Genomic DNA, 13,540 nt, shown 5'->3' with positions numbered 1-13,540 from the left:
ACGCCGCTTCGCGGCTCCTCAGGATGAGGACCACCATTTATCTCTGATCGCTTCTTGCCAAGGGCCTGCGGTTGGAAGCCAGCGCAGAACTCCACCACGATCGATGAATATAGGCCCATTTCCTAGGAGGGAGGCGCTGAACGCTCCGGTTTCGACGAACTCTCTGCTGTTATAGAAAAAGATCCATCCCTCTTTTATTTCGACCGTTGCTTCGTGAATGAGAACAAATTCAGCTTCATTCGCAGCAGCAAGAGCTGCTACGGCTTCTTCTGCGAGCGTTTTGGCTTGGTCGAACGAGAACATCGTTTATTTTAGCACATTCGGGCATGAGCGCCACGATGCTTTACAACCCCAGATACGCCTTCCTGACATCCGGATTGCCTTGGATCTCCGCCGATGTGCCCTGCATCTGCAAGCGTCCGGTTTGCAGGATGTAGGCACGGTCGGCGATCTCGAGGCACTCGGCGATGCGCTGTTCGACGATCAGCACCGTCATCCCGGCATCGCGGATGCGTTTCACGGCCTGGAATATCTCGTCGACCAGCTTGGGCATGATGCCCTGCGACGGCTCGTCCAGCATCAACAGCCGCGGCCGCGTCATCAGCGCGCGGCCGATCGCCAGCATCTGCTGCTCACCGCCGGAAAGCGTTTCGGCGCGCTGCTCGAGGCGCTCTGAGAGCCGTGGAAACAGTTGGAACACCAGGTTCAACGGTTCTTCGCGATCGGACTGGCTGCGATAGAGATAACTGCCGAGCCGCAGATTGTCCCGTACCGAGAGCCGCGGAAACAGTCGGCGGTTTTCCGGCACATAGGCGATGCCACGCGCAGTGATCATGTGCTGGGACAGGCCGTCGATGCGGGCACCATCGAAGGTGACGGTGCCGGAGCGCGGCCGCTCGGCGCCCGCAATGGATTTTATCAATGTCGATTTGCCCGCGCCATTGGCGCCGGCAACGCACACGATCTCGCCCTTGGCCACTTCGATCGACACCGCCGAAAGCGCGACCAGCCCCTGATAGGCGGTGGTGACTTCATGCACTGACAGCATGACGATCCCCAAGATAGGCGCTGATGACTTTCGGATCGCGCACGATGTCGGCCGGCTTGCCCTCGACCAGCACCTTGCCGAGGTCGAGCACGATGGCGCGGTCGACCAGCGGCATCACGATTTCCATGACATGCTCGACCATCAGCACCGTGACGCCGGTGGCGCGCACCTTTCGCACCAACTCGACGCCGGTCTGGGCTTCAATGGGCGTGAGACCCGTCAGCACTTCATCGAGCAGCAGCAGTTTCGGCTCGGTCGCGAGCGCGCGCGCGACTTCAAGCCGCCGCTTTTCCGAGGGGATGAGCTGGCTCGCGAGCACGTCGGCGCGCGCGGCCAACCCGCAGAATTCCAGCACCTCATAGGCCTTGCGGCGCGCCTCGCGCATCACAGTGGAACGCACCAGTGCGCCGACAATGACGTTGTCGATGACAGTCATGGTCTCAAAACTTTTCACGACCTGAAACGTGCGCCCGATGCCGCGCTGGCAGCGCTCCGCCGCCGGCAATGCGGTGACGTCCTCGCCGTTGAAGACGATCGAGCCCTGAGTCGGCGGCAGCACGCCTGCGATCAGGTTGAACAGCGTCGACTTGCCGGCCCCGTTGGGACCGATCAATCCGACGATCTCGCCGCTACCGACCGAAATCGAAATATCGCTGTTGGCGATCAGCCCGCCGAAGCGCTGCCAAACCCCTTTGATTTCCAGCAAGGCCGTCATCGTGTGGCCTCCTTGCGCCGGCGCGAGAACAGCCCGACCAGTCCTTCGGGCCGCGCCAGCGAAATCAGCACGATCAACGTGCCGTAAACGATCAGGTCGACGCCGCGGCCGGAGCCGCCGATGAAGGAGCGCGTGAGTTCGGTGAGCGGGATCAGGATCACGGCGCCGAGCACCGGCCCCCACAGCGTGCCGATGCCCCCTAATACCGCGGGCAGCGCCATCAAGAGCGAGAACTGAAAGCCCATCACGCTTTCAGGATCGATGTAGGACACGAACTGCGCATAGAAACTGCCGCCGACCGCCGTCAAAAACGCCGAGACCGCCGCCGCGCCCATCTTGGAATTGAACACGACCACGCCGAGGCTTTCGGCGGCGTCCGGATTGTCTTTCACGGCACGCCACCAATAGCCCCATTTGGAATCCTCGAGCCACCAGGTCACGAACCAGGCGATGCAGGCCAGCACCAGCGCGAAATAGAAGTATGGCAGCTTGCTGCGCGTAAACTGAAACGTCAGCCAACTGTCATGCCGCACCGGAATATCGATCCCGAGCGCCGCGCCGGCCCAGTCCCAATTCTGGAACAGCAACAGGGCGGTCTCGGCAATGACGATGGTCGCGATGACGAAGTAATGCCCGCGCAGCCGGAAGCAGGGATAGCCAAGCGCCATCGCAATGATAGCCGAGATCAGGCCGCCACCGAGCATGCCGAACCATGGCAGCACGCCGAATTTGGTGAACAGCAGCGCGGTCGTGTAAGCGCCGAGCCCGAAATACAGCGCGTGGCCGAGCGAGATCTGCCCGCAATAGCCGCTGAGAATATTCCAGCTTTGCGACAGTGCGGCATACATCAGGGTCAGTACCATAATGTTCTGGACGTAGACATCTTTGACGAACAGCGGCACCAGCGCGGCGATCGCGGCCAGACAGGCGGCGACGATCAGATCGCGACGGCGGCGCTGGGCGAAGTTCGTATCCATCAGATCGACCCGAACAGGCCACGCGGCCGGATGAAGACGACCAGCAGATAGACCGCATAGATGCCGACCGATTTCAGCGATGGCGGTAATAATAACGCCGTGGAAGCCTCAACCAGACCGACAATGATGCCGCCGGCAAAGGCCCCGAATACGCTGCCGAAACCACCCAGCGCCACGGTCACGTAGGCAATCAGCGCGAACGATGCACCGACATCCGGATAAATGTAGAAGAACATCGCCATCACGGCGCCGGCTAAACCTACCAATGCCGCGCCGAGGCCCCAGCCCAGCGCGAATACCTTGTTCTTGTCGATACCGACCAGCGCCACCGCGCCGGCATCCTCGCGGGTTGCCTCAAGGGCCCGGCCAAAATCGGTGCGGTTGATGAAGAAATACAGCGCGCCGAACGCGGCGATCGAGACCAGCGCGCCGACCAGTTGCGGCACTGGCAGGAAGATTCCATGAATCGAGATGGTTTTGCCGCCGAGCCAGGAATGCGCGATGCTGCGATAATCCGGCGTGAAGAAGAATTGCGCGAGGCCACGCATCACGATAGCGAGCCCGAAGGTCGAAAAGATCTGCACCATGCCGGCATTGGCCTTGGCCCGCACCGCAAACCGCACGACCAGCAGATAGACCACCGCACCGAACACGAACAACGCGGCTGCGACCAGCGGCGCGGCCAGCAGCGGATCGATCGCAAAGAACGCGAACAGAAAGAACGTCGCGTACATCGCGATCATCAGGAACTCGCCATGGGCGAAATTCACCACGTCCATCAGCCCGAAGATCAACGCGAGGCCGACCGCGATCAGGCCATAGAGCAGCCCCATCAGCAGACCGCTGGCGAGACTCTGGATAATGGTCTCGGCTGTCATGGCGCCCGCCCCGACCTGCCGTTTACTTCATCGGCCAGAGAGCATCGGCAACAGCGGCTTGCGGCGGGAAGATGGTGACGAACTTGCCGCCGACATATTGCAGCAACACCGGATCGGCGTCGTTGTTCTGGCCCATCTCGTCGAACTTCACGCGCTTCCACGGCATGATGGTGTTGTCGCCGGGAATGTCGGTCGCTACCAGGGATTCGCGAATCTTGTCGCCATCGGTCGACTTGGCGCGATTGATGGCCTCCGCCATCACGATCAGCGCCATGAACTGCCGCGATGAGAAGTCGTTGAGGTCCTTGCCCGACTTTTCCTTGAACATCGCATTGATCTTGCCGACCATCGGCCGCTTGGCGGCGAGATCGAGCGAAAAGCTGCCACGCGAGATCGCGCCTTCGAGCTTGTCGCCGACCGCGTCGTACAGCGCCTTTTCCGAGAAGCCGGCGTCCTGCGCGACAATGGCGCTGGGCTTGTAGCCGAGTTCGGCCATGGTCTTGATCAGGAGGATGCCGTCGGTGGTGTAGCTCGACGGCATCAGCACGTCGGCATTGCCGGCCTTGAGCTGCTGTACTTCAGCGGACAGAGACGGTGAGTTGGAGCGGTATTTGATATCGGCCACCACCTTGTAGCCGCGCTCATTGGCGAGCTTGAGCTGGGCGTTGCCGGAGTCGGTGCCGAAAATCGTGTCTTCATGGAACAGCGACAGCGTGTCGATCTTGGTGCCCTTTTTCTTCATCGCATCGAAGAAATCGAACATCGCGGCCGAGAACATCTCGTCGTGCGGCGCCGCGCGGAAATAGAATTTGAGGCCACGGCGATGCAGGCTCGGCGAGGAGTTATCAGCCGACATGAACGGAATCTGGTAGCGCTCGCAGATCTGGCTGATCGTCACCGCGACCGCGCTCTGATAGGTGCCGATGATGGCGCAGACCTTTTCCTGGGTGATCAGGCGCTCGGCTTCGGCGCGGCCCTTCTGCGGATCGGCCTGGTGATCGGCGAACACAAGACGGATCCTGGCGCCGCCAAGACCGGGCAATCCTTCGCCGCGGGCCAGTGGCAGGTCGAAATCGAAATCCTTGTTGATGATTTCAAGCGCGGTCTCGAATGATTTCTGCGCATCAACGCCGATCTGCGCACTGGCGCCGGACAGCGGATAGATGATGCCAATAGCCACTTCCGGCGTCTGCGCGCGAGCCGCGATCGGCAACAGCGCCGCGCTGGCGGTGGCTCCAAGCAACACATTCCGGCGACTGATGGTCATTGCAAAATCCCCTGCCTGTTCGGCGCTATCGATGAAACGATTGAAGAGAACGGTAAAGCCTCAAAGTACGGCAGCATATGCCCATGGGTCATGCTTTACAGCACAGCCATTTGCTTGTTGAGCAAATCGGTCACCAGCATGTAGCCCGGAGCATGCGTGATGGCGAACGGCACCTTGGCCGCTGCGATTACCGCCTGCGGCGTCACACCGCAGGCCCAGAACACTGGAATCTCGTCATCGGCCACCGGGACCGCGTCGCCGTAGTCAGGTTTGGTAATGTCAGCAATCCCGATCGAATGCGGATGACCGAGATGCACCGGCGCGCCGTGCACCGCAGGAAATCGCGAGGTGATCTGCACCGCGCGGATCGCCTGGGCCGGCTTGTAAGGCCGCATCGACACCACCATCGGACCGGCGAACGGCCCTGAAGGCGCACAGGGGATGTTGGTGCGATACATCGGCACCCGCACATTGTTTTCGATGTGACGGATCGGCAGGTCGTCGGCCATCAGCGCCTCTTCGAAAGAAAAGGAGCAGCCGAGCACGAAGGCGACGAGATCGTCGCGCCAATGCGCCATGACATCGGTGGGCTCATCGACCACCTCGCCATCGCGCCAGACCCGATAGCCCGGAATATCGGTGCGGATATCAAGGTCGATCCCGAGCGAGGGAATACGGGGATCGCCGACCTCGGACATGCCGATGATCGGGCATGGCTTTGGATTGAGCTGGCAAAACCGGTGAAACGAAGCGGCGAGCTTCTCGGGCAAAATAGCGAGATTGCCCTGGACGAAGCCGTTAGCGACCCCCGCCGTGCTGGCGACGGCCCCGCCGCGGTAGGCCCGGCGCGCCTGAACACTCGGGAGCGGATCGTTGTGGTCTTTGGGAAATAGCTGCGCTGCTGCCAAAACAGTCATTTGATCGCCCTGCCTATTATCTCGACAAGAGTGAAACCCAAGCCTACTATAAAGTCTAATCTTACTTTCTAATCAGATTTGATAACCTAATTTTATCGTTCGGAACGCCTCCCATGGTGGATTTCAAGTCGATCGAGACGTTCCTGTGGGTGGTCAATCTTGGCAGCTTTCGGGGCGCCGGTCAGCGGCTCAACACGACCCAGCCGGCGATTTCGCAACGGATCGCCCAGCTCGAGCGCGAATTGGGGGTAAAGCTCCTCAACCGCGACCACCGCGTCGTGACCCCGACGCCCAGCGGCCGGCAGTTGATGATCTATGCGGAGAAAATGATCGGGCTGCGCTCGGAAATGATGGCGGCGGTCGGCGACCGCTCGGCGATGCGCGGGGTGTTGCGGCTCGGCGTCGCCGAAACCATCGTGCACACTTGGCTGCCGCGGCTGATCAAGAGCGTCAACACCGCCTACCCCAATCTGTCGCTGGAGATCGAAGTCGACATCACGCCGAACCTGACCGCGCGGCTATTGGCGCAGGAAATCGAACTCGCATTCCTGATCGGGCCGCTCTCGGCCTCCAGCGTGCGTAACCGCGTGCTGTGCGACTATCCCGTCGGCTTCCTGGCCAGCCCCGCGCTCGGCCTCGGCCAGGGTCCACTCACGGTGCATGACCTCGCGAAATTTCCGATCATCACCTTTCCGCGCAAGACGCAGCCCTACGAGATCGTACGCTCGCTGTTCAACCGGCCGGACCTGCCGCAGATCCAGCTCCATGCCAGCGCCTCGCTCGCCACCGTCATCCACATGGCGACCGAAGGGCTTGGTATCGCGGTAATCCCGACCGCGATCGTCGAAAACGAACTGGCCGACGGGCGGCTGCTGCAATTATCGACCGACCTGAAAATCTCGCCACTAACGTTCTCGGCAAGCTGGCTAGCCTCGCCAGATACGCTTGCGGTTGAACTGGTCGCCGACCTCGCCGGCAAGATTGCGCAGGACAGCGCCACCGTTATTGACAGCGCCACCGCCAGCGCGTCATTGAAAAAAGACCCTTTAGAAAAGATCGCCCACGTCTGATCGCTGGAACCATTCCATGACTCAAGTCGCCTCCAACCTGCAAATCGACTCCGCCCGGCTGTGGGACACCATCCACGAAACCGCGAAATTCGGCGCGACGCCAAAAGGCGGCGTGCGGCGGCTGACGCTCGGGCCTGAGGACAAGCAGGTGCGCGACTGGTTCCGCAAAGCCTGCGAGGCTGCCGGTCTCGACGTGCATGTCGACGCGCTCGGCTCGATGTTCGGCCTGCGCAAAGGCCGCGACATGACCAAGCTGCCGATCGGGCTCGGCTCGCATCTCGATACCCAACCGACCGGCGGCAAGTTCGACGGCGTGCTCGGCACGCTCGCCGCGCTCGAAGTGGTCCGCACGCTCAACGATGCCGGGATCGAGACCGAGATTCCGATCTGCATCGCCAACTGGACCAACGAGGAAGGCTCGCGCTTCGCGCCGGCGATGATGGCGTCGGCGGCCTATGTCGGTGACTTCACCACCGACGACATTTTATCGCGCAAGGATGCCGAAGGCATTACGGTGGGCGAAGCGCTGGATAGCATCGGCTATCGCGGCGACAAGCCGGTCGGCACCCAGAAATTCGGCAGCTTTGTCGAATTGCACATCGAGCAAGGCCCGATCCTCGAGGCCGAAGGCAAGACCATCGGCGTGGTCGATTCCGGCCAGGGCGTGCTATGGTACGATGGCAAGATCACCGGTTTCGAAAGCCATGCCGGGTCGACGCCGATGGTGCTGCGCCGTGACGCGCTGGCGACCTTGTCGGAAATCGTGCTGGCGACGGAAAGCATCGCCAAAAAGCACGGCCCCCACGCGGTCGGCACCATCGGCGAAGCCGTGATCGCCAATCCCTCGCGCAACGTCATTCCCGGCGAGATTGCTTTTACGGTGGATTGCCGCAGCGCCGATGCTGCGATCATGGATGCGCTCGACAAGGATTTGCGCGCGGCCATTGCCGACATCGCCAAGCGGCGCAAGGTCGAGGTCACGCTCGATCTGGTCTGGCGCAAACCGCCGACGCATTTCGATCCGAAGCTCGTGGACGCGGTGGAAAACGCAGCCAAGGCGCTCGGCTTTTCGCACCGGCGCATTACGTCGGGCGCCGGCCACGACGCCTGTAACCTCAACACGGTCATTCCCGCCGCGATGGTGTTCGTGCCCTGCAAGGATGGCATCAGCCACAATGAGCTCGAGGACGCCACGCAAGCCGATTGCACGGCGGGCGCCAACGTATTGATGCACACCGTGCTGGCGCTGGCCGGCGTCGCTTCATAATCGGGCTGGATTTATAGCAAGCAACGGAGATGTCGGTGCGCGGAGTTTTTGTCGATGCCAACGGATCGCTGGCGGATATTTTCGAGCGGCAGCAAAAGCCCAATGATCCCCCGGTGCGCATCAACCGCAATGCCGACATCACAGCGGATCAGGTGCCGGCCCTGCTCGACGGCGCCGAGATCATCATTATCGACCACACGCCCCTGCCCACGGATGTGGCGCGGCGATGCATCGGCCTGAAGCACGTCGTTTTTCTCGGCACCGGCGCGCGCAGCTACATGAATCCGGAAGAGCTGGCCGAGCTTGGCATCGAAGTGCATCTGATCAAGGGTTACGGCGACACCGCGGTGGCCGAATGTGCGATCGCGCTGATGTGGTCGGCGGCGCGCGGCATCAGCGCGATGGACCGCGAGATGCGCGCCGGCAACTGGCTGCGCGAAGACGGCATGCAACTGACCGGCAAGACGCTGGGCCTGATCGGCTTTGGCGGCATTGCCGCCGAAGTTGCGCGCATTGTGCTCGGCAGCGGGATGCGTGTGATCGCCTGGAACCGGTCGCCGAAGAAATATCCCGGCGTCGAATTCGTCGATCTCGAGACATTGCTGGCGCAGAGCCATGTCGTCTCATTGCATCTGTTGCTGAACGACGAAACCCGCGGCTTCATCACCCGCGACCGCATCGCGGCGATGCGGCCGGGCGTGATCCTGGTCAACACTGCGCGCGGCGCGGTGGTTGACGAGACTGCGATGATCGATGCGCTTAAGTCAGGCCACATCCGCCACGCCGGGCTCGATGTCTACAACATCGAACCGCTGCCGGCGGATCATGCGCTGACCAAGCTGCCGAACGTCACGCTGTCAGCGCATTCGGCTTTCCGTACCCCCGAAGCCAGCGAAAACCTGATGGGCGCGGCGTGGGAGCATTGCCGGAGGATTGCGGAGGGAGATGAGTAATTTAATTCATTCTCCCTGCCGCATCCCCCACCAATCCAACTCAGAATTTGTAGGTTAGACCCGTTCCAACCAGCCATGGATCGAGGTTGACCCTGCCGGTAACCGGCACGACGCCACCGAGCGTGCCACTCCAATCCGGACGCAACCAGAGCTTCTTGACGTCGACGTTCACACCGACATGACTGGTGATCATATAGTCGAAGCCAACCTGCACGACCGGCGCGAAGGCGTTATGCAGATTGCTGGAGGTCACGACTGTGCCGGCAGCATTGGCCGCATTGCCAGCCGATTGGTCATAAAACACCGTATAGTTCACGCCGGCGCCGATGTAGGGCTTGAATGCACCAAAATCGGTAAAGTGATACTGGAACGTCAGCGTCGGCGGGAGCAGCCAGGAGCTGCCAACAACGAGATTGTTCGTAGCCGCTACGCCGGTCCCGGTCACATCGTGACGGGTGACACCGAGAATGAGTTCGGCGGCGATGTTCCTGGTGAAGAAGTAGGAGATATCGAGTTCAGGAATGAACGAATTCGATACCTTCACGCCTGATCCCGCCACCTGGTCGACCGAACCCGAATTGTTGGGAATGACGCCGAGCGCTCGCAGGCGAATCATCCAGGGATTCCAGGCCTCGACGGCTGGCGCCTTGTAGTAAGTAGTTGTCGCAGGCAAATCGGCGGCGCTAACGGCTGCAGCAAGGCCAAGCAGCCCAGCCGCCAAGGTCAGCGACGAGACCGCTGCTTTTGTTATCGTCTTCATAAATCTTCCCCAAAAAATGCCGGCGCGAATGATTCCGCCGCGACCGACTTTCACAAACGCCAGTGAGCGATCAAAAAAATTGATCCGGATCAATTCGCCGCTGTCCGTCAAAAAGTCTGCGCAACCGTTGCCGAGGAGACACAACTCCACATCCGCAAACTACGGATGCGGAAGGGAGCGCGAATAATTCTCATACGCAGATGTACGGCGAAAAGATCATGCTGGAGAAGGTGTGACGACGCGCTACTCCACCATCTCCGCGACCGCCTTGCCGCACGCCGTGGTGTCGGCGTTGCCGCCTAAATCCTTCGTGCGCAGCGTGCGCTCGCCGAGGGTACGCTCGATCGCGGTGACGATGGAGGCGGCGGCTTCCTTCTGGCCGAGATGTTCGAGCATCATCGCGCCTGACCAGATCATGCCGATCGGATTGGCGATGCCCTGCCCTGCGATGTCGGGCGCCGAGCCGTGCACCGGTTCGAACACCGACGGGAAGTTGCCTTCCGGATTGATATTGCCCGATGGCGCGATGCCGATGGTGCCGGTGCAGGCCGGGCCGAGATCCGAGAGAATATCGCCGAACAGGTTGGAACCGACCACAACGTCGAACCAGTCCGGGTGCAGTACAAAATTCGCGGTCAGAATATCGATGTGATACTTGTCCCACTTCACCTTCGGATAGTGCTTGGCCATCGCCTCGACGCGCTCGTCCCAGTACGGCATCGTGATCGAAATGCCGTTGGATTTCGTCGCCGATGTCAGGTGTTTCTTGGGCCGGGACTGCGCGAGGTCGAACGCGAATTTGAGAATGCGATCGACGCCGATCCGCGTCATCACGGTCTGCTGGGTGACGAATTCGCGGTCAGTATCCGGGAACATGCGGCCACCGACGGAGGAATATTCACCCTCGGTATTTTCCCGAACCACCCAGAAATCGATATCGCCGGGCTTGCGGTTGGCCAGCGGTGACGGCACGCCGGGCATCAGCCGCACCGGGCGCAGGTTGACGTATTGGTCGAACTCCCGCCGGAACTTGATTAGCGATCCCCACAACGAAATGTGATCGGGAATTTTGGCGGGCCAGCCGACCGCGCCGAAATAGATCGCGTCGTGCTTGCCGATTTTCGCTTTCCAGTCCTCCGGCATCATCTCGCCGTGCTTTTCGTAATAGTCCCAGGACGCGAAGTCGAAATGATCGAAATGCACGCTGACGCCGTGCTTTTTCGCGGCCGCCTCCAGCACCCGCAGCCCCTCCGGAACCACTTCCTTGCCGATCCCGTCACCGGGAATGACCGCTATCCGATACTGCTTTTTTTCATTGCTCATCGAGAGATTCCTTGTGGCGCGCGGAGCCCTGAGACCGCCAATTCCATGATGAGATTGCAATGGACCAAACTTCGTCAAGGTGCAACGTTGCAGTGCAATGTTGACCGTCTCCGGGACGGCGGCCTAACAGTTGAAATTCACCTGCCCATCCCGGTCGAAATTTACCTCTCCCCGACATCTCCCGATTTGAAAGAGTAATCCCATGGATCTTCATCTACGCGGCAAACGCGTCCTGATTACCGGCGCTTCAAAAGGTATTGGCGCAGCGGCGGCCGAGGCCTTCGCCGAAGAAGGCTGCCATTTGATGCTCGCGGCCCGTAACGGCGAGCAATTGAAAGCGCTGGCGGAACGCCTGCGCGGAGCCCATCAAATCGACGCCACGGCGCATGTCGTCGATCTGCGCAACCCGGAAGACATCGCCAGGCTGGTGAAGGATGCCGCCGATATCGACATCCTCGTCAACAATGCCGGCGATATTCCCGGCGGCTCGGTCGACAAGATCGACGAGCCGACCTGGCGGCACGCCTGGGAGCTCAAGGTATTCGGCTATATCAACATTACCCGCGCGATCTATGCGCAGATGAAAACCCGTGGCCATGGCGTGATCGTCAACGACATCGGCGTGGCCGGTGAAAAGTTCGACGCCAACTATATCTGCGGCAGCACCGGTAATGCCGCGTTGATGGCGTTCACCCGCGCGCTTGGCGGCAAGAGCCTCGCGGACAATATCCGCGTGTTGGGAATCAATCCCGGACCGGTCGGCACCGACCGCCACGTCACGCTGCTGAAAACCCGCGCCAAAAATCAATTCGGCGACGAGAACCGCTACAAGGAGTTCCAGAAAGGCCTGCCGCTCGGCCGTCCCGCGCACCCCCGCGAGATCGGCGACCTGATGGCATTCCTCGCCTCCGACCGCTCCGGCTACACGTCCGGCGTGATCTACACCGTCGACGGCGGCATCAGCGCGGGCTGGGGTTAGGCAAGATGGATCTTCATTTACGCGGCAAACGCGTTCTGATCACCGGCGCATCGAAGGGTATTGGCGCGGCGGCAGCAGAAGCCTTTGCCGAAGAAGGCTGTCACCTGATGCTGGCCGCCCGCAATGGCGAGCAATTGAAGGCGCTGGCGGAGCGCCTGCGGGGCGCCCATCAGATCGACGCCGCGGCGCATATCGTCGATCTGCGCAAACCGGAGGATATCGCCCAGTTGGTGAAGGACGCTGCGGACATCGACATCCTCATCAACAATGCCGGCGATATCCCCGCCGGTTCGGTCGACAAGATCGATGAGCCGACCTGGCGCCACGCCTGGGAGCTCAAGGTGTTCGGCTATATCAACATCACCCGCGCCATCTATGCGCAGATGAAAACCCGCGGCCATGGCGTGATCGTCAACGACATCGGCATCGCCGGCGAAAAGTTCAACGCCGATTACATCTGCGGCAGCACCGGCAATGCCGCGCTGATGGCGTTCACCCGCGCGCTCGGCGGCAAGAGCCTTGCCGACAACATCCGTGTGGTCGGAATCAATCCCGGCCCTGTCGAAACCGACCGCCACACCGCGCCGCTGAAACTCCGCGCCAAAAATCAGCTCGGAGACGAAAACCGCTACAAGGAACTTCAGAAGAATTATCCGCTCGGCCGGGCCGCGCATGCCCGCGAGATCGGTGACCTGATGGCGTTCCTTGCCTCGGACCGCTCGGGCTATACGTCCGGCGTGATCTACACGGTCGACGGCGGCATCAGCGCGGGTTGGGGTTAGGCGCCATAAAGGTTTGGTCATCATGCCCCGATTTACAGCTCTCGATGCCGACCCGGCCCGACTGGACGCCCATGAACAAGATTACGTGGCGAATATTCGAAAGCACGGATGGGCCGGGATGCACGTCGCGGCAGACAAGAACCTGCCTAGCTTCAGCTACACGACTGGACTTTGGCTAAAGTTCGAGTTTCCCGAACTAATCGTGTTTGGCCTGGAGGGGAAAGTCGCTCACGATTCCTTCTGGCACATGTATCGGACGTTGGAGGCGGGACAGCGCTTTGCTGTCGGCACACGCGAGGATAAAATCTTCGAGAACGCGCCCGCTATGTTGCTTCCCGTTTCACCGCGGCACTATCGAAACTATCTCGGATGGAACCGGTGGTTCTATGGCAACGATAAGTTCGAATGTCTTCAGTTGATCTTTCCGGACATCGATGGGCATTTTCCCTGGGAGGAAAGCGTCTGTGTCCCCCCAGACCTGACCGAAGGTATTTGGTCGGGACGCCGCCATAATTGAATCCGCTCCACCACAAACCTCCCCCTCATCCTGAGGAGCGCGCTTTTGCGCGCGTCTCGAAGGATGGCTGCGAGTCCATCTGCGTTT

At 60.8% G+C, this 13,540-nt stretch carries 15 protein-coding genes; 6 read left to right on the top strand and 9 right to left on the bottom strand.

Annotated elements, in window-relative coordinates:
• Positions 1-18: 18 nt before the first annotated feature.
• The 7 genes from HB676_RS32705 to HB676_RS32675 form a co-directional block, all read right to left on the bottom strand.
• Positions 19-303: a YrhB domain-containing protein gene (locus HB676_RS32705; protein WP_213742641.1), complete on the bottom strand. Its 285-nt coding sequence runs from the start codon at positions 301-303 to the stop codon at positions 19-21.
• A gap of 40 nt (positions 304-343) precedes the next feature.
• Entirely contained in the window at positions 344-1,048 is a 705-nt protein-coding gene (locus tag HB676_RS32700) for an ABC transporter ATP-binding protein (protein ID WP_213742640.1), read from the bottom strand.
• Entirely contained in the window at positions 1,032-1,763 is a 732-nt protein-coding gene (locus tag HB676_RS32695) for an ABC transporter ATP-binding protein (RefSeq protein ID WP_213742639.1), read from the bottom strand. Before HB676_RS32695 ends, HB676_RS32700 begins: the two co-directional genes overlap by 17 nt.
• Positions 1,760-2,740 (bottom strand): branched-chain amino acid ABC transporter permease, encoded by a 981-nt coding sequence (locus HB676_RS32690; RefSeq protein ID WP_213742638.1) that lies wholly within the window; start codon positions 2,738-2,740, stop codon positions 1,760-1,762. Before HB676_RS32690 ends, HB676_RS32695 begins: the two co-directional genes overlap by 4 nt.
• Positions 2,740-3,618 (bottom strand): branched-chain amino acid ABC transporter permease, encoded by an 879-nt coding sequence (locus tag HB676_RS32685; RefSeq protein WP_213742637.1) that lies wholly within the window; start codon positions 3,616-3,618, stop codon positions 2,740-2,742. The genes HB676_RS32690 and HB676_RS32685 overlap by 1 nt, the downstream gene beginning before the upstream one ends.
• Before the next feature lie 22 nt (positions 3,619-3,640).
• On the bottom strand, positions 3,641-4,885 hold the full coding sequence (locus HB676_RS32680) for an ABC transporter substrate-binding protein (RefSeq protein ID WP_213742636.1): 1,245 nt from the start codon (positions 4,883-4,885) through the stop codon (positions 3,641-3,643).
• 95 nt (positions 4,886-4,980) lie between these two features.
• Entirely contained in the window at positions 4,981-5,802 is an 822-nt protein-coding gene (locus HB676_RS32675) for a putative hydro-lyase (protein WP_213742635.1), read from the bottom strand.
• Between the two features lie 113 nt (positions 5,803-5,915).
• Here HB676_RS32675 and HB676_RS32670 point away from each other — a divergent pair, with 113 nt between their 5' ends.
• The 3 genes from HB676_RS32670 to HB676_RS32660 are packed head-to-tail and all read left to right on the top strand — an operon-like array spanning position 5,916 to position 9,092.
• A complete protein-coding gene (locus HB676_RS32670; protein ID WP_213742634.1) occupies positions 5,916-6,872 on the top strand; it encodes a LysR family transcriptional regulator in 957 nt (318 codons plus the stop codon).
• A gap of 16 nt (positions 6,873-6,888) precedes the next feature.
• On the top strand, positions 6,889-8,139 hold the full coding sequence (locus HB676_RS32665; protein WP_213742633.1) for a Zn-dependent hydrolase: 1,251 nt from the start codon (positions 6,889-6,891) through the stop codon (positions 8,137-8,139).
• 35 nt (positions 8,140-8,174) lie between these two features.
• Positions 8,175-9,092: an NAD(P)-dependent oxidoreductase gene (locus HB676_RS32660; RefSeq protein WP_213742632.1), complete on the top strand. Its 918-nt coding sequence runs from the start codon at positions 8,175-8,177 to the stop codon at positions 9,090-9,092.
• A 40-nt stretch (positions 9,093-9,132) separates the two neighbouring features.
• Here HB676_RS32660 and HB676_RS32655 read toward each other — a convergent pair whose 3' ends face one another.
• Positions 9,133-9,852: an OmpW family protein gene (locus tag HB676_RS32655; protein ID WP_213742631.1), complete on the bottom strand. Its 720-nt coding sequence runs from the start codon at positions 9,850-9,852 to the stop codon at positions 9,133-9,135.
• Positions 9,853-10,095: 243 nt separating this feature from the next.
• On the bottom strand, positions 10,096-11,175 hold the full coding sequence (locus HB676_RS32650; RefSeq protein ID WP_213742630.1) for a tartrate dehydrogenase: 1,080 nt from the start codon (positions 11,173-11,175) through the stop codon (positions 10,096-10,098).
• Between the two features lie 202 nt (positions 11,176-11,377).
• On the opposite strand from HB676_RS32650, the gene HB676_RS32645 reads away from it, so the two are divergent.
• The 3 genes from HB676_RS32645 to HB676_RS32635 are packed head-to-tail and all read left to right on the top strand — an operon-like array spanning position 11,378 to position 13,453.
• On the top strand, positions 11,378-12,154 hold the full coding sequence (locus HB676_RS32645; RefSeq protein WP_213742629.1) for an SDR family oxidoreductase: 777 nt from the start codon (positions 11,378-11,380) through the stop codon (positions 12,152-12,154).
• A gap of 5 nt (positions 12,155-12,159) precedes the next feature.
• Positions 12,160-12,936, top strand: a complete 777-nt coding sequence (locus HB676_RS32640) for an SDR family oxidoreductase (protein WP_213742628.1) — start codon at positions 12,160-12,162, stop codon at positions 12,934-12,936.
• Between the two features lie 22 nt (positions 12,937-12,958).
• Positions 12,959-13,453: a DUF4262 domain-containing protein gene (locus HB676_RS32635; protein WP_213742627.1), complete on the top strand. Its 495-nt coding sequence runs from the start codon at positions 12,959-12,961 to the stop codon at positions 13,451-13,453.
• Positions 13,454-13,540 lie beyond the last annotated feature (87 nt).

Source organism: Bradyrhizobium sp. dw_411 (genome assembly GCF_018449695.1).
Classification (GTDB): domain Bacteria; phylum Pseudomonadota; class Alphaproteobacteria; order Rhizobiales; family Xanthobacteraceae; genus Bradyrhizobium.
The sequence above is the reverse complement of the archived record's forward strand: the minus strand, read 5'-3'. Positions and strand labels throughout refer to the sequence as shown.

Excerpts from the sequence above, each read along its gene's own strand:
- HB676_RS32705 (WP_213742641.1), bottom strand. The coding sequence starts at position 303 with ATGTTCTCGTTCGACCAAGCCAAAACGCTCGCAGAAGAAGCCGTAGCA.
- HB676_RS32700 (WP_213742640.1), bottom strand. The coding sequence starts at position 1,048 with ATGCTGTCAGTGCATGAAGTCACCACCGCCTATCAGGGGCTGGTCGCG.
- HB676_RS32695 (WP_213742639.1), bottom strand. The coding sequence starts at position 1,763 with ATGACGGCCTTGCTGGAAATCAAAGGGGTTTGGCAGCGCTTCGGCGGG.
- HB676_RS32690 (WP_213742638.1), bottom strand. The coding sequence starts at position 2,740 with ATGGATACGAACTTCGCCCAGCGCCGCCGTCGCGATCTGATCGTCGCC.
- HB676_RS32685 (WP_213742637.1), bottom strand. The coding sequence starts at position 3,618 with ATGACAGCCGAGACCATTATCCAGAGTCTCGCCAGCGGTCTGCTGATG.
- HB676_RS32680 (WP_213742636.1), bottom strand. The coding sequence starts at position 4,885 with ATGACCATCAGTCGCCGGAATGTGTTGCTTGGAGCCACCGCCAGCGCG.
- HB676_RS32675 (WP_213742635.1), bottom strand. The coding sequence starts at position 5,802 with ATGACTGTTTTGGCAGCAGCGCAGCTATTTCCCAAAGACCACAACGAT.
- HB676_RS32670 (WP_213742634.1), top strand. The coding sequence starts at position 5,916 with ATGGTGGATTTCAAGTCGATCGAGACGTTCCTGTGGGTGGTCAATCTT.
- HB676_RS32665 (WP_213742633.1), top strand. The coding sequence starts at position 6,889 with ATGACTCAAGTCGCCTCCAACCTGCAAATCGACTCCGCCCGGCTGTGG.
- HB676_RS32655 (WP_213742631.1), bottom strand. The coding sequence starts at position 9,852 with ATGAAGACGATAACAAAAGCAGCGGTCTCGTCGCTGACCTTGGCGGCT.
- HB676_RS32650 (WP_213742630.1), bottom strand. The coding sequence starts at position 11,175 with ATGAGCAATGAAAAAAAGCAGTATCGGATAGCGGTCATTCCCGGTGAC.
- HB676_RS32645 (WP_213742629.1), top strand. The coding sequence starts at position 11,378 with ATGGATCTTCATCTACGCGGCAAACGCGTCCTGATTACCGGCGCTTCA.
- HB676_RS32640 (WP_213742628.1), top strand. The coding sequence starts at position 12,160 with ATGGATCTTCATTTACGCGGCAAACGCGTTCTGATCACCGGCGCATCG.
- HB676_RS32635 (WP_213742627.1), top strand. The coding sequence starts at position 12,959 with ATGCCCCGATTTACAGCTCTCGATGCCGACCCGGCCCGACTGGACGCC.